This is a genomic window from Veillonella sp. T11011-6 (assembly GCF_002959755.1).
Taxonomy (GTDB): Bacteria; Bacillota; Negativicutes; order Veillonellales; family Veillonellaceae; genus Veillonella.
This window is the reverse complement of record NZ_PPCW01000004.1, coordinates 221,319-244,902: the sequence shown is the minus strand read 5'-3', so window position 1 is coordinate 244,902 and position 23,584 is coordinate 221,319. Positions and strand designations below refer to the sequence as shown.

The 23,584-nt window shown below is 39.8% G+C and carries 19 protein-coding genes; 15 read left to right on the top strand and 4 right to left on the bottom strand.

Annotation, left to right across the window (positions count from 1 at the left end; translation table 11 throughout):
* Positions 1 to 416 precede the first annotated feature (416 nt).
* Positions 417 to 1,604, bottom strand: a complete 1,188-nt coding sequence (locus VRHSUH10_RS05805) for a multidrug effflux MFS transporter (RefSeq protein ID WP_105089776.1) — start codon at positions 1,602 to 1,604, stop codon at positions 417 to 419.
* 234 nt (positions 1,605 to 1,838) lie between these two features.
* Between VRHSUH10_RS05805 and VRHSUH10_RS05800 the strand changes: the two genes are divergently transcribed.
* Positions 1,839 to 2,123 carry a PepSY domain-containing protein gene (locus VRHSUH10_RS05800; RefSeq protein ID WP_105089775.1) on the top strand — a complete coding sequence of 95 codons (285 nt, stop codon included), beginning with the start codon at positions 1,839 to 1,841 and terminating at the stop codon, positions 2,121 to 2,123.
* Positions 2,124 to 2,251: 128 nt separating this feature from the next.
* Here the strand turns inward: VRHSUH10_RS05800 and VRHSUH10_RS05795 are convergent, their stop codons facing one another.
* On the bottom strand, positions 2,252 to 3,889 hold the full coding sequence (locus VRHSUH10_RS05795; RefSeq protein WP_105089774.1) for an L-lactate permease: 1,638 nt from the start codon (positions 3,887 to 3,889) through the stop codon (positions 2,252 to 2,254).
* Between the two features lie 307 nt (positions 3,890 to 4,196).
* Positions 4,197 to 5,336 carry an Ldh family oxidoreductase gene (locus tag VRHSUH10_RS05790; protein ID WP_005385319.1) on the bottom strand — a complete coding sequence of 380 codons (1,140 nt, stop codon included), beginning with the start codon at positions 5,334 to 5,336 and terminating at the stop codon, positions 4,197 to 4,199.
* A gap of 580 nt (positions 5,337 to 5,916) precedes the next feature.
* Between VRHSUH10_RS05790 and VRHSUH10_RS05785 the strand changes: the two genes are divergently transcribed.
* The 14 genes from VRHSUH10_RS05785 (at position 5,917) to cysK (ending at position 19,484) form a co-directional block, all read left to right on the top strand.
* Positions 5,917 to 7,923 carry a molybdopterin-dependent oxidoreductase gene (locus VRHSUH10_RS05785; protein WP_105089773.1) on the top strand — a complete coding sequence of 669 codons (2,007 nt, stop codon included), beginning with the start codon at positions 5,917 to 5,919 and terminating at the stop codon, positions 7,921 to 7,923.
* Between the two features lie 129 nt (positions 7,924 to 8,052).
* Positions 8,053 to 9,384: a branched-chain amino acid transport system II carrier protein gene (gene brnQ / locus VRHSUH10_RS05780; RefSeq protein ID WP_105089772.1), complete on the top strand. Its 1,332-nt coding sequence runs from the start codon at positions 8,053 to 8,055 to the stop codon at positions 9,382 to 9,384.
* 147 nt (positions 9,385 to 9,531) lie between these two features.
* A complete protein-coding gene (locus VRHSUH10_RS05775; RefSeq protein WP_105089771.1) occupies positions 9,532 to 10,605 on the top strand; it encodes an iron-containing alcohol dehydrogenase family protein in 1,074 nt (357 codons plus the stop codon).
* A gap of 44 nt (positions 10,606 to 10,649) precedes the next feature.
* Positions 10,650 to 10,886 (top strand): DUF1653 domain-containing protein, encoded by a 237-nt coding sequence (locus VRHSUH10_RS05770; RefSeq protein WP_005385326.1) that lies wholly within the window; start codon positions 10,650 to 10,652, stop codon positions 10,884 to 10,886.
* A gap of 8 nt (positions 10,887 to 10,894) precedes the next feature.
* A complete protein-coding gene (locus tag VRHSUH10_RS05765; protein WP_105089770.1) occupies positions 10,895 to 11,671 on the top strand; it encodes an HAD family hydrolase in 777 nt (258 codons plus the stop codon).
* A gap of 226 nt (positions 11,672 to 11,897) precedes the next feature.
* Positions 11,898 to 12,539: a peptidylprolyl isomerase gene (locus VRHSUH10_RS05760; RefSeq protein ID WP_105089769.1), complete on the top strand. Its 642-nt coding sequence runs from the start codon at positions 11,898 to 11,900 to the stop codon at positions 12,537 to 12,539.
* Positions 12,529 to 12,810: a GIY-YIG nuclease family protein gene (locus VRHSUH10_RS05755; RefSeq protein WP_105089768.1), complete on the top strand. Its 282-nt coding sequence runs from the start codon at positions 12,529 to 12,531 to the stop codon at positions 12,808 to 12,810. The genes VRHSUH10_RS05760 and VRHSUH10_RS05755 overlap by 11 nt, the downstream gene beginning before the upstream one ends.
* Before the next feature lie 52 nt (positions 12,811 to 12,862).
* On the top strand, positions 12,863 to 13,321 hold the full coding sequence (locus VRHSUH10_RS05750) for a DUF1934 domain-containing protein (protein ID WP_105089767.1): 459 nt from the start codon (positions 12,863 to 12,865) through the stop codon (positions 13,319 to 13,321).
* Complete coding sequence (argS, locus tag VRHSUH10_RS05745; protein WP_105089766.1) at positions 13,287 to 15,020, top strand: arginine--tRNA ligase; 1,734 nt, start codon at positions 13,287 to 13,289, stop codon at positions 15,018 to 15,020. Before VRHSUH10_RS05750 ends, argS begins: the two co-directional genes overlap by 35 nt.
* Before the next feature lie 15 nt (positions 15,021 to 15,035).
* The gene (locus VRHSUH10_RS05740; protein WP_105089765.1) at positions 15,036 to 16,646 is read left to right on the top strand and encodes a CTP synthase; all 1,611 of its coding nucleotides are present in this window, start codon (positions 15,036 to 15,038) and stop codon (positions 16,644 to 16,646) included.
* Between the two features lie 9 nt (positions 16,647 to 16,655).
* Positions 16,656 to 16,871, top strand: coding sequence for a hypothetical protein (locus tag VRHSUH10_RS05735; RefSeq protein WP_105089764.1), 216 nt, complete (start codon positions 16,656 to 16,658; stop codon positions 16,869 to 16,871).
* 186 nt (positions 16,872 to 17,057) lie between these two features.
* Positions 17,058 to 17,621 (top strand): alkyl hydroperoxide reductase subunit C, encoded by a 564-nt coding sequence (gene ahpC, locus VRHSUH10_RS05730; RefSeq protein WP_105089763.1) that lies wholly within the window; start codon positions 17,058 to 17,060, stop codon positions 17,619 to 17,621.
* 462 nt (positions 17,622 to 18,083) lie between these two features.
* Positions 18,084 to 18,533, top strand: coding sequence for an Rrf2 family transcriptional regulator (locus VRHSUH10_RS05725; RefSeq protein ID WP_004698292.1), 450 nt, complete (start codon positions 18,084 to 18,086; stop codon positions 18,531 to 18,533).
* 15 nt (positions 18,534 to 18,548) lie between these two features.
* Positions 18,549 to 19,484 carry a cysteine synthase A gene (cysK, locus tag VRHSUH10_RS05720; protein ID WP_005385347.1) on the top strand — a complete coding sequence of 312 codons (936 nt, stop codon included), beginning with the start codon at positions 18,549 to 18,551 and terminating at the stop codon, positions 19,482 to 19,484.
* A gap of 149 nt (positions 19,485 to 19,633) precedes the next feature.
* Here the strand turns inward: cysK and VRHSUH10_RS09515 are convergent, their stop codons facing one another.
* Positions 19,634 to 23,419, bottom strand: a complete 3,786-nt coding sequence (locus VRHSUH10_RS09515; RefSeq protein WP_199176268.1) for a subtype B tannase — start codon at positions 23,417 to 23,419, stop codon at positions 19,634 to 19,636.
* Positions 23,420 to 23,584 lie beyond the last annotated feature (165 nt).

The following is a 23,584-nucleotide window of genomic DNA, read 5'->3' as shown; positions in this document are numbered from 1 at the left end:
CGATGGAGCTATTGTAAATAAGCGATAAGGTGCTTCCATTTTATAATGGGGCCCGGATACAACTGCATATTATTAGTATAGAAAAAATACAGCCCTCTCTTGGCTCAGTACGTCACTACGTTCCGTAAAATCGCTGCAGAGAGGGCTGTATTCTTTTTTTCCTACAATCAGTTGGACAGTAGCTTTCCGTTATTGTGCCTAGGTATTTGTAGAGTTAAAGAATTAATCTATTTTGAAATATGCTTGTAAAGTCCCACAATGGGACGCCTCCACAGGTAGTGTTAATATAAATAAGATACCCCTTTCCGCAGCGATTTTACGAAGTACTGAGCAAGGAAAGGGGTATCTTATTTATATACTAAAATATGCTGTTGTAAAGGGGCCCCATTGTGGGACTTACACAAATGTAAAATAGATTATTCTTTCTCAACTAAACCATATAGGCACAATAAGGAAAGCACTGCACATACTAGCATTGTAATCCCCATGGGTACCCCTGTATGATCCCCACCAATACCAACGAGTGGAGATACGATGCCTGCCGCAAACATGCTAGCAAAGCCGAGTATGGCAGAGGCACTACCGGCCATTTTTCCATATTTGGTCATTGCCATGGAGAAGGACGCGGATCCGAATAGGGATACGGTACATACGGTAAAGAATAGGATAGTTGTTACAGGAATGAGTGACCATTCGAAAATCATGGCAATTAAGAATAGTAAGGAACCGATTGTAAGTTGCCACAGGCTGAATGTTAGTAATTGTTTAGCTGTTATCACATTACTAACACGACTACTGATGGCACTAGCTAAGACAATACCACAGCTGTTGATACCAAACAGATAGCTAAATTCTTGGGCGGAAAGATTAAAAATATTTTGGTATACAAAGGATGAACCTGAGATATATGCAAAAAATCCGCCAAAAGCAAATAATTGGATTAATGTTTGTCCTAAGAATGGTTTATCTTTGATGAGCGTAATATAATTTTTTACTGCTACACCTACGCCACCAATAACACGTTTTTCTTTTGGTAAGCTTTCACGGAATAGAAGTGAGCCTGCTAATAGAATAGCAGAGAATACTGCTAGAATTACAAAAATTACACGCCATGTAGTGAATAAGAGCAATTGGCCACCTATGAGAGGGGCAAGTACTGGCGCTAAGCCGTTAACCATCATGAGTAAGGCAAAGAGTTTTGTCAATTCTTGACCAGAGGCAAAGTCTCGAGCGATAGCCTTGGCGATTACAACACCTACAGAACCAGTTAAACCTTGTAGGAATCTACCTAGTAAAAGTATTTCGATGCTAGGTGCAAAGGCACAAATGATGCCAGAGATGACACATAGTAAATTGCCTACGATGAGTGGTAATTTACGACCCATTGTATCGCTAATAGGACCCCCAAATAATTGGCCTACTGCAACACCAAAGGTCATAATACCAATGGTCATTTGAATATTAGATGCGGTTGTATTTAATTCGCCAGGCATAATCGGCAATGCTGGCAAATAAAGATCTGTTGCAAGCGGTGTTATGGCTGTTAACATGCCAAGGAATACTACTAAGATAAAGGAAACCTTAGCAGAATTTTCTTGATTCATAAAATCCTCCTATCTTAAAATGGGAAAAATAAAAGCCTGCGAATCGCACTTCGCAGACTGCATTTAATTTTTTCTATTTGATACGATGTATTGTAACATGATTAGTAGATAATTTCTATAGATTTTTCTTAATAAGAATTATGATTTGCTATCTTTTCTCTCATCGATTACAATAAGTTATATTATTTATATCTAAAAGTATCAATTTGATTTATGTGGGTAGGAGAGAATTATATGAAAAAAATGGTAAAATCTTTGATTTTGACTGTAGTAGCTATCCTGAGTAGTACTATAGTATCCTCAGTGGAAGCTATTAGTTCTGATGAGGCCGTACAAAGTGCATTGGCACGCGTACCAGGTGCAACGATTGCAAATGTAACTGAGTTCAATCGCGATTATGATCGTGGCCGTTTAGAGTATGAAGGTGAAATTCATTATAATGGTTATGAATATGACTTTGAAATCGATGCAGATACTGGTACATTTACAAAATGGGAAGTAGAGCAAGAGGTCTATTAATAGACTGAGATCTTATAATGTGTAACAATGTGGATTAACTCCTTAAGGAGCATTATTGGGAGTATCCTAATATATAACAATAAAAAAGAACAGCTCATTAAGAGCTGTTCTTTTTATGTTACCAAATCTTAGAAGAAGAAGTGGTGAATTTCATGGATGAAATGTTGACCGAAGAAGGAGATACAACCATGCATAATGATGAAGATCAAGAAGTATTTGAACGCGCTGTTCATGATAACGCTTGCTTCGATTTCATGTTCTAAGTTGTGAGCTTCTTCAGAGTTAATTTCTTTGTGGTTTTCTAGGTATGCTTTCAAAGCAGGACCTACGGCACCAATAGAAATCGCGATGGATTGTGGGGACAACATTTTACCGATACCAGCTGCACCGGAGTTAACAGCTGCCAACCAGAAGCCAAGGTCTTCGAAGTTTGTAGGATCTAAACCTTGAGCTGCAGCGATTTGAAGTGGGCCAAACAATACGTTGGAGTTTGTACCGGAACCAGTTAAGAAGGCACCCAACGCACCTACGATAGGAGCGAATAGAGGATACAAGGAACCTGTACCAGCAACCATTGCTTTCGCAATATCTGCAGTCATACCAGAGTAAGTCATCAATTTAGCTGTCATAACAACTGTGATGATTGTAAGGTATGTGAATTTCAAGTTTTTAACTGTGGAACCCAATGTACCGAAGATTTCGCCAGCTTTTGCTTTTTGGATGAAACCACCAACAATACCAGCGATGAAGATCATGATACCAGGAGTTGCAATCCATACGAATGTGTAAGGTTTTGCACCAGCGCCTTGGTAAATAGGTACAGATGTTTTAATGGATGCAAGAGGACCATTAATTGCAGGGAATAATTTGGAAGTTAATAACAATAATACGAAGATCAAGATGAATGGCATTGCGGCAATAAGGCCTTCGCTACCAGAAACTTTAGGAACTTCGCCAGTTTGTTTAACTGCATATTCAGGATCATTAGGAGGCATAATTTTTGCACAACCAATGATAACTGCCATAATTACGATGGATGCAGAAATTACGGATAATTCTGGACCCATTACAGCGTTGATTATAGTTTCAGGAACAGCTAATGCTAAACCGGAAAGTAATGTAACAAGGAATACGCCTTTTAACGCTTTGATACCGCCACCAATAATCATAACAACGAAGAATGGAGCGATAAGGTTAAGTAAGAATAATTGTACGGAAATGAATGTACCTAAATGGCTTGGATCAAGGTTTGTTAAGGATGCCAAAGTAGTTGTTGGAATACCGATGGAGCCAAATGTTGTTGGTACGGAGTTCGCAACGAGACATGCGATGATAGATTTTAGTGGATCAAAACCTACTGCAACCATCATAGCAGCTGGAATTGCAACGGCAGTACCAAAGCCAGCCATACCTTCCATGAAGGCACCAAAGCCCCATGCAAGTAACAATGCAAGTACACGAGTATCAGATGTTACAGAAGAAAGCATTGTTTTAATAGTTTCCATTGCTTTCGTATGTACTACCAAGTTATAAACGAAGATAGCAGCTGTAATAACTAATAGGATTGGCCAGATTGCCAAAGCGGCACCTTCAAGGGCACCAGTGACCATAATGAATGGGTCAGATTGGAATGCTGTAATAGCGATGATGAAAGAACCGATTGCAGCAACACTTGTTGCTTGCCATGCAGGTAATTTCAAGATGGATAACGCTACGATCAACCAAATGATTGGAGATAGCGCTAATAGAACGGTGATAGCACTCATTTCTAAAATCATCCTTTCAAGAAAAATAAAAATATATGCTTAACAGGACGATGTAGCTTAATCAATTTAATTGATGAGTAAATCGCTATTGTATTAAGTTGTAAAAGTTCAGTTAAAATAAAAGCTTACAATAAAATAACAGATAAACTTATCATAAAAATTAATATATCTCTTAAAATTTTTTAACCTCATGGTTTTTGAGGTTAATGAGATTAAAAAAATATAAGAGAGGGGACATAAACAGTGTTTATGTCCCCTTCTTTACTGACTACATGTCCACGTTAGGGCCTTTGTAAGGTCTTAGGTATTAGTAGTTACCTTTGAACATTGTAGCAGGAGCTTCTGGTACATAATCGCCGAAGTAGGATTTGAAGTCTAAACCTAATTCATTGCAAAGGTCTTGAACTTCAAGCATTGTACCGTTAAGTACAGGGATGCCTTCAGCTTTAACTTTAGCAACAGATTCATGTTCTTTTTCGCCATGAGTGTAGATACGGTCTTGACCTTGAGCTTTAGGAGCTTCACGTAATTCTTGTAAGAATTGGGAGAAGTGTTTTTTGATTTCAGCTGGGTCACCGAAGAATTCAGGGTTGATAGCCATGAAGCCGTGGCAGATGTTGGATTTACCGCCAACCATACATTTGTTGGAAGTACCGCCTTGAGACAAGATGGAGGAGAATAATTCAGCAATCATGCCGTTACCATAACCTTTGTGGCCGCCAAGAACTTCTGTAGCACCACCTAAAGGAAGGATACCGCCGCCTTCATGACGGGAGATGTTGCCCAATACTTCAGCTGCGTCAGTGGAAGGAACGCCGTCTTTGTTAACAGCCCAGCCATCTGGAGTAGCTTTGCCCATTTTGTTGTACATTTCAAGTTTACCACGAGTTACTACTGTAGTGGAGCAATCGAAGAAGAAGTCAACAGGATCAGCAGGTACAGTCCAAGCGATAGGGTTGGAACCAAGCATAGCTTTACGAGCATATACAGGAACCATGATTGCTTCGGAGTTTGTACAAGAGAAACCGATTAAGCCTTGGTCGGAAGCCATTTTGGCATAGTAACCAGCGATACCATAGTGGTTGGAGTTACGTACGGATACGATACCAACACCGGATTTTTTAGCTTTTTCGATAGCCATTTCCATAGCCATGTGACCCAACAATTGGCCCATGCCGTCATGACCGTCGATAACTGCGGAAATTGGAGTTTCTTTTACGATTTCAGGTTTTGCGTCGATTTTGATCAAGCCATTAGTGATACCTTTGTGGTAACGAACCATACGTTGCATACCATGGCTTTGAATACCGAACAAGTCGGAAGTCAAAAGTACGTCTTGGATGATGTCAGCTTCTTTTTCGGAGAAACCGAATTTTTGGAAAGCGTCCATGCTTAATTTTTTCAATGTTTCATAAGGGAATAACACAGTGTTTTTTGCGTCTGCCATCGTTAAAACCTCTTTTCAGAAAATATGTACCTGATATAGTAACATCACTCTAAAATATCATGAAATTTAAATGATATCTTGTGAGCTCTATATCCTCTCAAATGACAATGTCAGTATAGCACAGAAAGATGTGAGATTGAATAGTCTTACAGTCTGAAACACATTACTAAATACGCATACGTACCGGTGATGTTTGTCACATATTCCTAGGGTAGTTACTGAAACAACTGATTATACCTAAAACTATATGGTTATGACTTTTAGTTATGGTTGCATAATTTTTTTATAGATTTGCAGTATTTTTATAGAGCTTATTAGTATATCTGTTTAGGCTTTGAGTAAGAATGAGAATGGATAAATATCGATAAAACTTGAAATGTTTAGTGTTATATATAAAAAATATTGATGAGTATATTAACGTATTGTGATAACTGAATGTATTGTTATGCAATATATGCAGTATTCTTAATCTTTACAAAGTTAGAAAATGTATTAAAGGTTACACTTATACAGAGGATGCTGTAATATAATATAAATATACATCCTATAGTTTATATAATTTATAAGCGAGGTGCTTATTTTGAAAGAATACAAATCAGTATGTCCATATGACTGTCCAGATGCATGTGGTCTAATCGTATCGGTAGATAACAATAGAGTGGTATCTGTTCGTGGTAACAAAGATCATGCTTTTACAAGAGGTACATTATGCCCTAAGATGGCGCATTATGAACGAGTGGTTCATTCTCCGTTGCGTTTACAGTACCCAATGAAACGGGTTGGCAAGAAAGGTATTGGAGAAGATCAATATGTGCGTATCAGCTGGGATGAGGCATTAGATATCATTGTTAATAATTTTAAAGATACCATTAGTACTTATGGTAGTGAAAGTATTTTACGCTACTCCTATGCCGGCACTATGGGAGTTATTCAAAGCCCAGCAGCAGATTACTTTTTCCGCTGTATTGGGGCGACAGATCAAGACCGTGGTATTTGCTCTCCCGCTAAGCAGGCAGGTTTCCGCGCTGTTTACGGTGATACATTAGCCATTAAACCGCAAGAGGCACAACATAGCGATTTAATTGTTTTATGGGGCATTAATGCGACTGCTACCGATGTTCATATCTTACATGATGTAAATATAGCCAAAAAGAATGGCGCTCGAGTTTGGATTATAGATACTCATAAAACATATACCTTTAATCAAGCTCATGAACATATTTACGTAAAACCTGGTAGTGATGTCGCCTTAGCGTTAGGTATGCTTCATATTATTCATCGAGATGGATTAGCAGATATAGATTTTATTAAGAAACATGTACAAGGTTATGATGAGCTTGTAAACGATGTGTTGCTTGATTTTACACCGGAAAAAGCATCTGAGCTTTGTGGCGTTTCCGTAGAGCGTATGACCGAGTTTGCTCATGCATACGCTAACGCTAAGGCTCCATTCATTCGTCTTGGCAGCGGATTGTCACGCTATGGAAATGGTGCCATGAGTTGTCGTGCGGTTAATGCATTACCTGCTGTAGTTGGTGCTTGGCAACATTTAGGAGGTGGTTTGCTATCAAGTGCAAGTGGCAGTAAGTTTGTTGGTAAAGACGTAATGCAACAAGCTGATGTCGATGCACCAGCCAAGCGATTGATGCCTATGATTAAACTAGGTGAAATGCTTACAAATCCATCAGGTACGGCTGTGCATAGTCTTTATGTGTTCTCTAGTAATCCTGCCATAACAGCACCTGATCAAAATGTGGTGCGAAACGGTCTGATGAGAGATGATCTGTTTACGGTTGTTCATGAACGGTTCTTTACAGATACATGTAAATATGCGGATATTGTGTTGCCGGCCACTACATCAGTAGAGCATGACGATATATATAACTCCTATGGGCACTATACAATCGGAACTGGCTATAAATTAATCGATCCTGTTGGCGAATCTCGCTCTAACTGGCAAGTGATTTCTGAATTAGCTAAACGTATGGGGCTTGAAGATGAATTCTTTAACCTTAGTGAACGGGAGCTAATAGAACAAATTGTTCGTACATCTAGTCGTATATCTGGGGTCGATCAAGATGTAATCTTACAAGGTGAACCTGTAGAGATGACATTACCTGAAAATTATAAATTAGACTTTAAAACGCCATCTGGAAAAATAGAGCTATATAATCCAAATGATGTGGAACCATTAATTCGTTATTTGCCTCCATATGGAGATAATGCACCGTTTTGGCTCATCATAGGGAACGATATTCGTATTTTAGATTCTAGCTTTTGTGAACTCGAGTTTGATGATCCTGAGCTTATGAAACTTCGTATCAATCCTGAAGATGCAAAGGTATATAACATTAATGATGGGGATGAAGTAGAAATCTATAATAATCGTGGTAGTGTAAGAATTAAAAGTTACTACGATGAAGAGGTACAACGAGGTACATTAGTAACACTTGGCGTGTGGTGGCAATCACAATCTAGTGATCCAAATGTAGCTATCAATGCGCTTACTGCAGACAGACCAACTGATCAAGGTTGGGGCAGTACATTCTACGATGTACAAGTTCATATCAAAAAGGCGGATGTTTAATCCCTTTTACTTACGGGAATAGTGTTATGCTGATATATCATGATAAGGATATTTTTATTGCATACATATACTCGTTAGGATTATAATAGTAATATTATTTCTATATATAACCTAAAGGGGGTTACTTTTATGAATGGTAATGATAAATTATCTGCCCGTGCCTATTGGGCTATAGGCATGATGTTATTCGCCCTATTCTTTGGGGCAGGGAACTTGATCTTCCCAGCGGCCTTAGGTCAACATGCTGGTGATAATGTGGGTTGGGCTTTGTTCGGCTTTGTATTAACCGGTGTAGGCCTTCCACTATTAGGTGTTGTAGCTATGGGCTACTCCTCTTGTAAAGATGTTGAAGAGTTAGCGAGTCGTGTTCATCCAATTTATGGCTTAATATACACTATCGCACTTTACTTGAGTATTGGGCCTATGTTTGCCACACCGCGTACTGGTACAGTGGCTTATGAAATCGCCATCAAGCCATTTGCTGAAGGCTTGCATATGAATATGGAACCCATATTCCTCGCCATATTCTTTGGTGTATCTTTATGGTTATCCATTAGCCCTCACAAGCTTGTAAATCGCATTGGTAACATTTTAACTCCAGCTTTATTATTAGTTATCTTGTTACTTATTGTTAAATCCTTTATTACGCCAATTGGTGGTTATCCATTGCCACAACCAGCGTATGGAGATGCACCTACTGCTGTGTTACAAGGATTCTTAGATGGCTATAATACAATGGATGCGTTAGCTTCTGTAGTATTTGCTATTCTTGTTATCGACTTTGTTCGACTTAGTGGCGCTACAAATCATGAAGTAATTACTAAAACCGTGATGGAAGTTGGTGCTATTGCCGTAGGTCTTCTCGGTATTGTGTATGTATTTATCGCTAACATTGGTGCTACTAGTGTTGAACGTTTTGGTCTATTCGATACAGGTGCGCCTGTCCTTTCTACAAGTGCTAACTATTTATTTGGTGATTTTGGACAAATAATTCTGGCTATTATCGTTCTCTTGGCTTGTTTGTCTACAAGTATCGGTTTAATTACTTCTTGTGGTACATACTTCCATAAGTTGACACCGAAGATTAGCTATAAATTATATGTAGTAATCTTCTCCGTAGCAGCATTTGGTCTTAGCATGTTCGGTTTGAAAACAATCATCAGTGCTGCCATTCCTGTGTTAATGTTGTTGTATCCATTGACAATTGTAATCATTTTACTCGCATTAATTAACGATGTCTTTGGCGGTCGTCGTTGTATATATGCATGGACAATTGGTCTTACAATGATCTCTGCACTTATGACTGGCTTAGAAACCGCTGGTATTGCACCAGATGCTTTAGAGGGGTTATTTACTCAATATATTCCGTTCCAAGCAGCCGGTATGGGTTGGGTGAGCTTTGCAATACTCGGTTTTATTGTAGGTCTTATCCATAAAGGGCTCGTGTCCGAAAATAAATAATAGTATTAAAGGTTCTATACTTTCGTTTTTGGTGAAAGTATAGAACCTTTTTGTGTCTTAAGGGTTGTCATATAAAATTGATTTTGTGAGTAGAAGTTTCTATAATAAGTATAATAAGAATATAGATAATGAAGGAAGGAAGATTTTATGCGTAGTACTCATTGTTTACCTAGTTATAGTTTTGGCGGTCATGAGGTGTTCGACACTATTCCCAAATTTACAAAATTATATGGTAAGTCTGTAGCTATCATCGGTGGTGAGACAGCTCTTTCTAAAGCTTTGCCACACATTCGTCCAGTGCTTGATAAAGCAGGGATTAAAGTGCTAGATATTATTCACTTTGGTGGAGAGTGTACTTTCTCTCGAGGTAAGGAAATTGCACAAATGGCTTCTGTAAAAGATGCGGACTTTATGTTTGCTGTTGGTGGCGGTAAGGCCATGGATACGGTAAAAGTAGTAGCTCTAGAGTTAGATGATAAACCATTCTTTACAATTCCGACCATTGCCTCTACTTGTGCTGCAACGTCAGAAGTAGCAGCTGTATACACTGCAGAGCATACTTTTGATGACGTAGCCTTTGTAAATCATCCTCCTGTGCACTGCTTTATTGATGCTGATATTCTCGTAGAAGCACCAAGCCGTTACTTGTGGGCGGGAATGGGAGATACTATTGCAAAACACTATGAAACTCATCTTTCTGCTCGTAATCGTGAGCAAGATTATAATACTCAGTTAGGCCTTACTCTAGCTTCTATGTGTAGTGAACCAATTTTAGTACATGGTATACAAGCCTATAAAGACAGTCAAGCTAAAAAACGTAGTGATGCATTTGATACCATTGCTATGACTGTTATCTTTACTACCGGTATTGTATCGGGTTGTGTTCCTATGGCATATAATAGTAATATGGCTCATGCTGTATGTTATGGCTGTGTTACTAATAAAGAAACAGAAGAAAACCATTTGCATGGTGAAATGGTAGCATATGGCTTACTTATTTTGTTAACCGTTGACCAACAAATGGATGAATTACAACGGTGGTTGCCAATATACCGCGAATTAGGTTGGCCTACTAAACTTTCACAGTTAGGTCTTACTGCATCGCATATTCCTCAAATTGTTGAAAAGGCTACATCTGTTCATGATATTGATGTATCTCCGTACAAAATTACTGCAGATATGTTGACTAAGGCTATTCAATATATGGAATCTCTTGATTAATATAATTTGTAACCGTTTGTGTATGTTATGTGATGAGGTTATAAATGCGAAAAATTGTAAAGGGTGGCTTATATCGTCATTTTAAAGGCATGTACTATTATGTGTTAGATGTTGCAACTCATTCGGAAACGAGTGAACAGTTCGTAGTGTATCAAAAATTATATGATCAACGTGACTTATATGTACGACCACTAGATATGTTTTTGAGTGATGTGGATCAAGAAAAATATCCTGATGTAGAACAAAAAGAACGGTTTAAGCTAATGAGCGGACGTGATTAGGAGGGCCTGTGGAACAGAAGTTTTTCTTTTTCGATATCGATAATACATTAGCTGTATGGCCAGAAGGTAAAATCCCTGACAGTGCTCAATATAGCTTAGATGAATTAAAGCGCCGTGGCCATCGGGTAGCACTAGCGACAGGCCGTATCCAAGTAGATGCAAAGCGCTTTGCGGAACAAGCGGGGCTTACAGATTTTGTAGCAGATGGCGGACATAGTGTGACCGTTAATAATGAATTAGTATCCATGATTGGTATGGATCGTGATGCGTGTATTAAGTACTTGGAGTATTTAGAATCTCACAATATTCCTTGGGCTGTAACAGATAGGAATAAATTAGGACGTATTACACCGTATAAAGAAATTTTAGAGTGGCATCCGAATTGGGATGTATTTAAAACGACAGTAGACCCTAATTTTGACTTTCATAGTGTAGAAGAATTTTACAAGATTTATGTATTCTTTAAAGAAGGGGAAGAAGAGGAGAAAGAAATTGAGCATATGACACATAAGCTCATCCGTTATGGTGATGGCTGTGTTTTGTATGAACCAATGGAAAAAGCCTTGGGCATTCGTAATATGCTGGATTATTTTGGCATGAAGCCTAATCAAGCCGTAGTATTTGGCGATGGGTATAACGATTTATCCATGTTTAGACCGGAATGGCTTAATATTGCCATGGGTAATGCACGCCTTGAATTAAAAGAAAAAGCTGATTATATCACTACTGACTGTGATAAGGACGGTATCTATAATGCGTGCAAGCATTTCAAGTGGATTGATTGAGTTCTAATGTCCTCATTGTAGACTAAAAAACTGAACAATTTGATGGTAAATAATTACTGATATATAACTGAAAGTATAAGGTTATATAAATTGGTAAATTTAATAATTATTTAAACCAAATTTTCTCTAAAACATGATATACTAAAAAAGAGCCGCTCACGGGTTGAGCGGCTTTTCTATGTGAATTTTACATACATGTTAGTATAAACAATATATTGGGGGAACTATGAACTGGAAACGCTTAGCTTTATGCGCAATGTTGGGGATTACAATGCTTGGTACAGCAGCTTGTGGTACAAAAAGTGGGGAGCAACCACAAGGTAATACTGTAAAGGCAGAATCTGTAACCATGCCTAATTTCTCTAATGCGCCAATCGCTGATGAGTATGCTATTTTTGATACAAATTATGGTCAATTCAAAGTTCGTTTGCTAGGATCTAAGGCGCCTATTACGGTAAAAAACTTTGATTATCTAGTGAAGAAAGGTTTCTATAATGGTGTTACATTCCACCGCGTTATTGAAGGTTTTATGATTCAAGGTGGGGATCCAGATGGTACAGGTGCTGGTGGCCCTGGTTATACCATTCCTGATGAGTTCTCCAACGATTTACACTTCAATAAAATGGGCGTCCTTGCTATGGCGAACCGTGGCCCTAATACAGGGGGTTCTCAATTCTTCATTACCTTGGGACCTACAGACTGGTTAGACAATAAACACACTATCTTTGGGACTGTAGTACAAGGTATGGATGTAGTTGAAAAAATCGGTAAAGTAAAAACAGGCCGTAATGATAAACCAGTAGAACCTGTAATCATTAATACCATTACATTAGAACCGATTACTGACGATGCGAAAAATGGCAAATAAAGACGCTAAGTCTGAAGAGCGACACTATGTGTATTTAGTGCGTTGTGCAGATGATTCTTTGTATTGTGGGTGGACTACCGATCTTGAGCGTCGTATGGAGGCTCATAATGGCCATGTTCCAGGCGGTGCGAAATATACGCGGGGGCGACGTCCTGTTACGTTGGTATATTCTGAAAGCTTTTACAATAAACAGGACGCACAACGTAGAGAATATGCCATAAAACAGATGACAAAGACTAAGAAATTGCAACTCATTGAGGGTGCAAAATAGTCCTTAATTATGGTATAATATGATGATTAATTACTGCCATGGAGGTTACGAAATGAAGCGGGTTCTAGTGTCCGTAAAAAGTGTACAACGAGATATGGACGGCAAGGATACCGTAGTGGAGCTGATTTCCCCTGGCACGTCACATAAAAAGGGTAATACACAGTATGTGCGTTACGAAGAATCTAGTGTGACGGGCATGGATGGGGTTAAGACGACCATTAAAATCCATGATGATTCAATTGTGCTGCTTCGTACAGGGGCGGTTAATATGCGTCATCAATACGTCCGTGGTGAAGAGCGCGAGTCCGTGTATGAAACGCCGTATGGCGATTTACACATGGCCGTAAAAACTCATGAATTAACAGTAGACTTTCACGAAGGCGTAGGTCATGTTCATTTAGGATATGATATTTCCGTCGAAGGTGAATGGCAATTTTATAATCAGTTAGATATAGACGTGCGGGAGGATACAGAGCATGGACATGAAGGAAATCCTGAAATCGGGGATTGAACAGGCATTACAAGATACGATTAACAGTGGTGGCTTACCAGCTGGTGAATATCCAGAAATCGTTCTCGAAGTGCCACCTCAAAAAGAATTCGGTGATTTTTCTACAAACATTGCGATGCAATCCGCTCGTGTAGCTCGTCAAAATCCTCGTGCTATTGCTGAGGCTTTGATTAGCCATATGAATTTTGACTGGCTTGAACGTGCTGAGGTTGCTGGTGCAGGTTTCATTAACTTCTTCTTGAAATCAGATATGGTATACGATACGTTGAAAGCCATTTTAAATGCTGGTGATCAATATGGTGTACAACCATTGCGTGCGCGCGATACGATTCAAGTTGAATACGTAAGTGCGAACCCAACAGGTCCTTTGCATGTAGGTCATGGTCGAGGTGCTGCATACGGTAGTGCTCTTGTAAACTTGTTGCGTGCAGCAGGTTACAACGTACAATCTGAGTACTATATCAATGATGCGGGTAACCAAATCGATAACATGGCTATCTCCATTGAATACCGTTTCCAAGAGTTGCAAGGTGCTACATTAGTATTCCCACCTAAGCGCAACGAAGACGGTTCCATGCCTGATTTCGACATTCCAGAAGGGGCCCTTGTGTTCCCTGAAAATGGTTACCGTGGTCCAGATATCATTGAAACGGCTAAAGCAATTGCTGAACGCGAAGGTTTCGATAAATTGAATGCTATGAACGAAGCTGATCGTGTAGCTTTGTTCAAAGAAGAAGGCTTGAAAGAAAAATTAGCTCGCTTAGAAGAAACATTAAGCAACTTCCGTGTTACATTCGATAATTGGTTCTCTGAACGTACAGTTCATGAAACTGATGAAATTCATCACTCCGTAGAGGCGTTAAAGGCTCTTGGTAAAGTGTATGAAAAAGACGGTGCTTTGTGGTTGAAATCCACTGACTATGGCGACGATAAAGACCGCGTAGTTATCCGTGATAATGGGGTTCCTACATATTTGGCGGCGGATATTGCATACCACCGCAATAAATATGATCGTGGATTCAAAGAAATGATCGATATTTGGGGCGCTGACCACCATGGCTATGTATGCCGTGTTAAAGCGGCTATGGCTGCCTTTGGTTATGACCCAGATAAATTAACAGTATTGTTATTACAAATGGTAGCATTGTTCCGTGATGGACAACTCGTTAAATTATCTAAACGTAGCGGCGACAGCGTTACATTAGATGAATTGATTGAAGAGGTTGGCGTAGATGCATCTCGTTACTTCTTCTTGATGCGTTCTCTAGATAGCCAACTTGATTTCGATATTAACTTGGCTAAATCTCGCAGCAATGATAACCCAGTGTATTATATCCAATATGCTCATGCTCGTATTCACAGCATTTACAACCAAGTGCGTGAAGCTGGCATCGCATTTGGCGATTATAGTGAAACTGATTTCACAACGCTTACAAGCGAAATGGAATTAGAATTGATTAAGAAATTAGCTGAATATCCAGAAGAGGTAGTTCAATCTGCCGAGCATCGTGCACCACATCGTATTGCTCGTTACTTATACGATTTGGCAAGCATGTTCCACTCCTTCTACCGTCAAGGTCGTATCATTGGCGTAGATCCAGCGTTGCAACAAGCTCGTCTTGGATTAATCACAGCGATTGCCCTCGTACTTCGTCAAGGCTTGGGTATTTTAGGTATTTCCGCTCCGGAAAAAATGTAATAGGTGGGAGGCATCATGGCAACTAAGTATATTTTCGTAACTGGCGGCGTTGTTTCTTCTCTTGGTAAAGGGATTACAGCAGCATCCTTGGGTCGCTTGCTCAAAAACCGCGGTTTCAATGTAACGATTCAAAAATTTGACCCATACATTAATATTGACCCTGGTACGATGAGCCCTTACCAACATGGTGAAGTATTCGTAACAGATGACGGTGCTGAAACTGACCTTGATTTGGGCCACTATGAACGCTTCATCGATATTAACCTTAGCAAACGTTCCAACATTACAGCTGGTAAAGTATACTGGTCTGTAATCAATAAAGAACGTAAAGGTGACTACTTGGGCAGCACTGTACAAGTAATTCCACACATTACAAATGAAATTAAACAAAACGTATACCGCGTAGGTAAAGAGGATAATGCTGATGTAGTTATCACTGAAATCGGTGGTACAGTAGGTGATATTGAAAGCTTGCCATTCATGGAAGCTATCCGCCAAGTGAAAAAAGAAGTAGGCCGTAATGACGTACTTTATATTCACGTAACATTGGTGCCTTACATCAATGCTGCAGGCGAATTGAAAACTAAACCTACACAACATAGTGTAAAAGAGTTACGCAGCATCGGTATTCAACCAGATATCTTGGTATGCCGCAGTGAAAAACACATTTCTGATGAAATGAAAGAAAAACTTGCTTTGTTCTGCGACGTAGAGCCAGAAGCTGTTATTGAAAACCAAACTTGCAGCTCTATCTATGAAGTGCCATTGATGATGCAAGACCAAGGCCTTGATGACATTGTTATCAAAAAATTAGGTCTTGAAGAACGCCCTTGCGATATGACTGAATGGAAAGAAATGGTTCATAAAATCTTGAACCCAAGTAAAGACATTACAGTTGCCATCGTTGGTAAATATGTAGCATTGCATGATGCATATTTATCTGTAGTGGAAGCATTAGATCATGCAGGTATCGCTACAGGTACTAAAGTTAACCTTCGCTGGATTGACTCTGAAGAACTTGATGATACATCTGTAGACCCTAAAGAAGTATATGAAGGTATTGATGGTATCGTTGTACCTGGTGGTTTCGGTTCTCGTGGTGTAGAAGGTAAAATCCGTACAATCCAATACGCTCGTGAAAACAATGTTCCGTTCCTTGGTTTATGCCTTGGCATGCAATCTGCTGTAATGGAATTTGCTCGTAACGTATGCGGTATGGAAGGTGCTACATCTAGCGAATTCGACGAAAACGCTAAATATAAAGTAATCGACTTGATGAGTGATCAAGTTGATGTAGATAAAAAAGGCGGTACAATGCGTCTTGGTATCTATCCATGTAAAGTGGAAGCCGGTACAAAAACTCATGAAGCTTATGGTAAAGATTTGATTTATGAACGTCATCGTCATCGTTATGAGTTCAACAATGAATATCGTCAACAATTGACTGATGCTGGTCTTGTTATCTCCGGTACATCTCCAGATGGTCGTTTAGTTGAAAGTATCGAAGTGAAGAACCATCCATTCTTTATTGGTACACAAGCTCATCCAGAACTTAAATCTCGTCCGAATAATGCTCATCCTTTATTCCGTGGCTTCGTGGACGCAATTTTAGAACTTAAAAAATAGAGAATAGACATGGGATCCATTTTATCTATTATAGGTATCTTTATATTAGCTGCACTTAAATTAGAGCAGTTCGTATATGGTAAATCCGGTAAAGAACAGTCTACAACAGGACATATGGCGCGACGTGGGCTCGCTAATATAGCAGGCTTAATCGCCTTTGATCATTCTACGGTGAGTAGTAAGTCGGTTGTAGTACGTCAAAAGAAGAAAGATGCTCAGAAATGAGCATCTTTCTTCTTTTTTTATTTATATCGAAAAAAGTTAGAAAAATATATCGATAAATTTAAAAATAACACTTGCAATCTTGAATGATATTTGTTATTATATAGACAAAGATAGATATAGATTTGGTGATAAGTACACCGATAATATATAACTGTTACATTAGAACTCAAGTAAGGAGGACATAACATGTCTATTATTGGTAAAAAACTTCCTGAATTTACTCTAGATGCTTTCAAAAAACCTGAATTAGTAAAAGTTAGTACTGCAGATGTATTGGGCAAATGGTCCATCTTCGTATTCTATCCAGCAGACTTCACATTCGTTTGCCCTACAGAATTAGAAGACGTACAAAACTCCTATGCAGAGTTGAAAGAACTAGGTTGCGAAGTTTACTCCGTATCTTGTGACTCTGAATTTGTTCACAAAGCATGGTCCGATGCTTCTCCAAGCATTAATAAAATCGAGTACTACATGTTAGCTGATAAAAAACATGAATTAGCTGATTTCTTCGATGTATTCCAAGAAGAATCCGCTATGGCTTACCGTGGTACATTCGTAGTAGATCCTGAAGGTTTCGTTCGTACAGCTGAAATCCATGACATGGGTATCGGCCGTTCTGCTGAAGAATTGGTTCGTAAAGTACAAGCGGCTCAATTCGTAGCAAAACATGGTGATCAAGTGTGCCCTGCACGTTGGAAACCAGGTAAAGACACATTGAAACCAGGTCTTGATCTCGTAGGTAAAATCTAATTTAGAAACTAACCTAAAACGCTAGAATAATCTAGACAACTCCTCAAATGACAAAACGGGCGCGCATCGTTTTCCTGACGATACGGTAAGTCCCAATACCAGATGAACCCTCTCCAATTCATCATGGTAAACCTCATATAACAAACTACAAACTATACGCAAAAGGACTGGCCTTCGGGCTGGTCCTTTTGTGTTATGTAAAATAGTTAATGTATCGATATGTGTGATTGCTAGTCTAATAATAGAATAAAATAAATCAATAATATAGGCTTAGACCAATAAATATAAGGGTTTTAAATATCCCTTTGTAAAAGTAGGAAATAAGTTCTTGCATTTTTGAATTTAGTGGTCTATAATGAAATTAATTCCTATTGATATACAAGGTTTTATAAATGAAGTAGGATGAGTGTTTTATAACATGGGGTGTGTTAGCACTAACTTTTATAAAGAGAGGCAAGATATATGAGGATTTCCACAAAAGGTCGCTATGCATTGATGGTTCTCATCGATTTAGCAGAGCAAGGTCAGGATAAACCGGTTTCTTTGCGATCCGTTGCAGAACGACAAGGTATATCTGAGAAATACCTTGAGGGTATTGTGGCTCGTTTGGGTGCCGCTAACCTAGTGGATAGTATTCGTGGTAAATACGGAGGCTATCGCTTATCTAAAAGCCCTAAAGAGTACACTATTATTGAAATTTTGCTTGCCACGGAAGAATCCATGGCTATCATCTCCACTCTTGATGAAGGGGTGAGTACTGATACAGTAATCAATGAAAGAACTGTTGGTTTCTGGGCAGGATTACAAAACTATATTCATGATTATCTAGAAAACGTAACTCTTCAAGATGTAATTGATGGAACTTACGCTAAACTTGATACAAAATATGATAATTGGGATGGTTCTATTTAATAAGGAGTAACTATTATGTCTAATATTGCAAAATCTTTCGTTGAATTAATTGGTAAAACACCTTTGTTGGCAGCTACACGTTTTGGTAAAAAATATGGCGCAGATGCAAATATTTTTGCTAAATTGGAATACTTTAATCCAGGTGGCTCTGTTAAAGATCGTATTGCTGCAGCAATTATTCAAGCAGCTGTTGAATCTGGTGAATTACAACCAGGTGGTACAATCGTAGAAGCTACATCTGGTAACACTGGTATCGGTTTATCCGCTGTTGGTGCTGCTCTTGGCTATAAAGTTGTAATCGTAATGCCAGAAACAATGTCCATCGAACGCCGTAAATTGATGCTTGGCTATGGTGCTCAACTCGTGTTGACTGATGGCTCTCTTGGCATGAAAGGTGCTATTGCAAAAGCTAAAGAAATCGTAACAGCTACAGCTGGTGCCATCGAGGCGGGTCAATTCGTAAATCAAGCAAACCCAGCAATTCACTATAAAACAACTGGTCCTGAAATCTGGCAAGATACAGATGGTACAGTAGATATCTACGTAGCTGGTGTTGGTACAGGCGGTACTTTGACTGGTGCAGGTCGTTATTTAAAAGAACAAAACCCTGACGTAAAAATTGTGGCTGTTGAACCAACTGATTCCCCAGTATTGTCCAATGGCAAACCTGGTCCTCACAAAATCCAAGGCTTAGGCGCTGGCTTCATTCCTGATACTTTAGATACTTCCATTTATGATGAAGTAATCCAAGTAACTAATGATGATGCATTTGCTACATCTCAAGCATTTGGACATACAGAAGGTATCTTAGTTGGTATTTCCTCTGGTGCTGCTCTTTGGGCTGCTCAAGAATTGGCTAAACGTCCTGAAAATAAAGGCAAAAACATCGTAGTAATTCTTCCTGATACAGGTGAACGCTACTTGTCCACTGCATTATTCCCAGAAGTATAATAGAATATGATTAGTGAAAGCAATAATCTGCCTTTCCTGATATAGTAGAGCCCCTCGGTAGAGGGGCTTTTTCTAATGTTACAATTTTATATAAGAAAAAGGAGCTACTAGATAGCTCCTTTTTTGTTATGGTATGTATTTAGTTGTTATTATCTACCGTTTTTAACGATATTATCCATCCAGTTGAATAATTCATCTAAATCGTAGTCTCCAGAATGGTCTACACCAAATGGTGTTGCCATATCAACATTGTACCCAAGGTTTTGAGCACGTGTACCTACGATCAATGGAATAGCTACGGATGTATTACTATCAGCTGTACCATAGCGGATACGATAGTAGCGTGCATTTGTCGCTGCTGGAGAACCGAGATAGTTCATTGGGTTCATCATAGTAACGATTTTAGCATTTTCTACGTATACATCTTGGTTAGATGTTGTATCGTGTAATGCAGCAGTAATGGTAAAGTGATTATTATCTGTAGTACTTGTACCGAACAGACTATTTTCGCCAGAGTCATTAGAACGGGAATCGAATGCACCTGGTGCTTTAGAACGGCTCACAAATTGGTTGTAAGCTTCCCAGTTAATGTCTTTGATCGCGCCTGTTTTATTATCTCGTACAAAGTATGTATGTTTAGATAAATCAGTACCTTTAGCTTGTGCTTTATTAGCTGCATCGATGATGAATGCTTTCACATAATTTTTGAAAGTACCATTGCCATTCTTATCGAGTTTCAACACACGACCCATGGCATCACGCAATTGTAAATTGTTTACGTATTCAGGGAAGTGTTCACTTAATAAGTTGGAGTATGCCACATCATCAGCATTCAAGTTTACACGTTGTATAGTACGTTGCGGAGGAGCTGTATTACCACCTACGTTGGCTTGAGGCAATTCGCCTTGGCCCATTGTTACTTTATTGAAAGAAGTGATACCTTTATAGCTCCATTCATATGCCATATCAGCCGCATCAAGATTTGTAATAGGTGCATAGGCAGAAACTGCATATACATTGGTAGCTGCTGTAGCAGCACCTAATGCTTGTAAATATGGTTGGAAGTCGGAGTTATTACCAGTGGCACCTTGCAATAAGGATACGGCACCACCAGCACTTGTACCATTTGTGATAATACGGTTTGCATTACCTGGCATTGTGGAGTCGTTAGCATGTAAGTATGCTGTGGCAGCTTGCAAGTCAACGATTACAGCGGGAGCTTTACCGATGAAATTGCCATCGGATGCTTTATTTGTACGACCACGTGTAGCTGGGGATGCTACGACATAACCACGAGATAATGCGTAAAGAACACTGTTAGGTTTGCCATTCTCAACTTTAGGCGTCATAGCTTGGCTAGGCATGTATCCACCTACCGCATTTGGCATGAAGATAGGGGCTGTTTGCGTATTATAACCATTTACAGTGCCATTATTAAAGTATTCTTCTGGTACATAGATATTCATGTACTGTTGATCGATATCGATAGGATTAGCCACGTAAGGGATATATTCAAAGGCACGATATTTGATTTCCTTATTATCTACTGTAGTAGACATGGACTCATAATTTTTCGCATCGAAGGCAAGGCTAATTTTTGCAGAAGAATCAGCTTGCAATGGTGGTTCCATTGGTTGAGATAGAATATTTTTCTCTTCTGTTACAGCAGAACCTTTTGTAGAAGCTTCATTTCGTGCATCTACATAAGATTGAGGTAATTTGCTTTCTTGAGCTTTAGTAGCTTCTGCTTCAGCCTTAGCTTTTGCCTCTGCCTCAGCTTGAGCTTTAGCAGCCGCTTCAGCTTCGGCTTGTGCTTTAGCCTTAGCTTCTGCCTCGGCTTTAGCTTTTGCTTCTGCCTCAGCTTGAGCCTTAGCAGCAGCTTCAGCTTCTTCTTTTGCTAATTGTTCGGCAGCTAAACGTTCTTGCTCTTCTTTGATAGCAGCTTGTCTTGCCATTTCTGCTTGTTGAGCAGCAATACGATCTTGTTCAGCTTTTAGAGCAGCTTGGCGCTCAGCTTCAGCTTTAGCAGCAGCTTCTGCACGTTGACGAGTAGCTTCTTCCGCAGCGATACGTTCTTGTTCAGCTTTTAAAGCCGCTTGGCGTTGAGCCTCAGCTTGCTCAGCAGCAATACGTTCTTGCTCAGCCTTTAAAGCAGCTTGGCGTTGAGCTTCAGCTTGTTGAGCAGCAATACGATCTTGTTCAGCTTTTAGAGCAGCTTGACGCTCAGCTTCAGCTTTAGCAGCAGCTTCTGCACGTTGGCGCGCAGCTGCTTCAGCCGCAATACGTTCTTGCTCCGCTTTTAAATCTGCTTGGCGTTGAGCTTCAGCTTGCTCAGCAGCGATACGTTCTTGTTCAGCTTTTAAAGCAGCTTGACGTTGAGCTTCAGCTTGCTCAGCCGCGATACGCTCTTGTTCAGCTTTTAAAGCAGCTTGGCGTTGAGCTTCAGCTTGCTCAGCAGCGATACGATCTTGTTCAGCCTTTAAAGCCGCTTGGCGTTGAGCCTCAGCTTGCTCAGCAGCAATACGTTCTTGCTCAGCCTTTAAAGCAGCTTGGCGTTGAGCTTCAGCTTGTTGAGCAGCAATACGATCTTGTTCAGCTTTTAGAGCAGCTTGACGTTGAGCCTCAGCTTGTTGAGCTGCTAAGCGTTGCTGTTCAGCTTGGATAGCAGCTTGGCGTTGAGCTTCAGCTTGCTCAGCAGCGATACGCTCTTGCTCAGCTTTTAAAGCAGCCTGGCGTTGAGCTTCAGCCTGTTGAGCCGCTAACCGTTGTTGTTCCGCTTGTTGTTGCGCTGCAATACGGCGTTGTTCTTCTTGGATACGAAGACGTTCTTGTTCTGCAGCTTGACGTTGAGCTTCTGCGATACGAGCTTGTTCAGCTTGCTCCGCGGCAATACGTTCTTGCTCAGCTCTTAGAGCCGCTTGGCGTTGAGCCTCAACTTGTTGAGCAGTCAAACGTTGTTGTTCCGCTTGCATAGCAGCTTGACGTTGAGCTTCAGCTTGTTGATCGGCTAACCTTTGTTGTTCGGCTTGTTGTTGTGCTAAGCGTTGCTGTTCTGCCTGCATAGCCATTTGACGTTGTTGCTCTGCTAGAATAGCCGCTTGGCGCTGTGCTTCAGCTTGCTTTTGTGCAACCATTTGCTGATCAACTTGATTTGCACTTGATTGTTGTGCTGCTTCTTCAGCTGCTAGTTGAGCTAATCGTTCACGCTCTGCACGTTGAATATCGCGAATAGTTAATCTTTGTTTGGCTACAACGGCTTTAGTTTGAGTTGTATTAGCAATCACTAAAGGTGTTGTAGATTCTTGTTGGACCATTACAGGCGTACGTACCACTTGCGTCGTTTGTACTTGCTGTTTGCCATCAACTTGTTTTTGTACTGTAACAGGTTCTGTTTTACGTTGTACATTCATCAAGCTGTGCATAGCCAATGTTGGTTCCATTACAGCATTAGTTTGTTTATTAACAACATATTGTGGCTGTGAAACGGCTCTTTGTTGATCAGATAAAGCTTTTGCGATATCGTTTACCGGTACTGGACGTACACGGGGAATTAAAGGTGTTACCTTTGGAGCCGCTTGTGTGGTAGCACTTGGTTGCATAACTTGTTGTGTTTGCATTACCGGTTGTGCTTGTGTAGGAACCATTTGCGGTGGTGCTACGCGAACTGGAGCCATTGGTTGTGCCTGTACAGGTCTTACGGCTGCTTGTTGTGGTGCAACAACTATTGGTTGTGTAGTTGCAGGGGTAGGCTGAGTAGCCATAGGTCGCACGACTGGCGTTGCTACATTTGTAGTACCTTGTGTCGTTGATTCAGTGGTAGTGTTCGAACCTACCAAATCATTCATGTTGAGGGTAGGGGCTGCGTGGGCAACACCACCCAACGCTGCAGCTGCAAAAAATGCAGCGGTAACCTTACGTTTCCTAGATGATTTCATGAATTACTCTCCGAACTAGATTTCAAATAATAATTTATAATTTTAAAATTTATTTATATTTATATAGTTTAACATAAATCGATATATTTGTACAATTTATGAAAATATAGATGAATACTGGATGGGTGTAAAGAAGATGAGATTAGGAAAATATAAATAAATTTA

Coding starts and splice junctions, on each gene's coding strand:
- VRHSUH10_RS05805 (WP_105089776.1), bottom strand. CDS start 1,604: ATGAATCAAGAAAATTCTGCTAAGGTTTCCTTTATCTTAGTAGTATTC.
- VRHSUH10_RS05800 (WP_105089775.1), top strand. CDS start 1,839: ATGAAAAAAATGGTAAAATCTTTGATTTTGACTGTAGTAGCTATCCTG.
- VRHSUH10_RS05795 (WP_105089774.1), bottom strand. CDS start 3,889: ATGAGTGCTATCACCGTTCTATTAGCGCTATCTCCAATCATTTGGTTG.
- VRHSUH10_RS05790 (WP_005385319.1), bottom strand. CDS start 5,336: ATGGCAGACGCAAAAAACACTGTGTTATTCCCTTATGAAACATTGAAA.
- brnQ (WP_105089772.1), top strand. CDS start 8,053: ATGAATGGTAATGATAAATTATCTGCCCGTGCCTATTGGGCTATAGGC.
- VRHSUH10_RS05775 (WP_105089771.1), top strand. CDS start 9,532: ATGCGTAGTACTCATTGTTTACCTAGTTATAGTTTTGGCGGTCATGAG.
- VRHSUH10_RS05770 (WP_005385326.1), top strand. CDS start 10,650: ATGCGAAAAATTGTAAAGGGTGGCTTATATCGTCATTTTAAAGGCATG.
- VRHSUH10_RS05760 (WP_105089769.1), top strand. CDS start 11,898: ATGAACTGGAAACGCTTAGCTTTATGCGCAATGTTGGGGATTACAATG.
- VRHSUH10_RS05755 (WP_105089768.1), top strand. CDS start 12,529: ATGGCAAATAAAGACGCTAAGTCTGAAGAGCGACACTATGTGTATTTA.
- VRHSUH10_RS05750 (WP_105089767.1), top strand. CDS start 12,863: ATGAAGCGGGTTCTAGTGTCCGTAAAAAGTGTACAACGAGATATGGAC.
- argS (WP_105089766.1), top strand. CDS start 13,287: ATGGACATGAAGGAAATCCTGAAATCGGGGATTGAACAGGCATTACAA.
- VRHSUH10_RS05740 (WP_105089765.1), top strand. CDS start 15,036: ATGGCAACTAAGTATATTTTCGTAACTGGCGGCGTTGTTTCTTCTCTT.
- VRHSUH10_RS05735 (WP_105089764.1), top strand. CDS start 16,656: ATGGGATCCATTTTATCTATTATAGGTATCTTTATATTAGCTGCACTT.
- ahpC (WP_105089763.1), top strand. CDS start 17,058: ATGTCTATTATTGGTAAAAAACTTCCTGAATTTACTCTAGATGCTTTC.
- VRHSUH10_RS05725 (WP_004698292.1), top strand. CDS start 18,084: ATGAGGATTTCCACAAAAGGTCGCTATGCATTGATGGTTCTCATCGAT.
- cysK (WP_005385347.1), top strand. CDS start 18,549: ATGTCTAATATTGCAAAATCTTTCGTTGAATTAATTGGTAAAACACCT.
- VRHSUH10_RS09515 (WP_199176268.1), bottom strand. CDS start 23,419: ATGAAATCATCTAGGAAACGTAAGGTTACCGCTGCATTTTTTGCAGCT.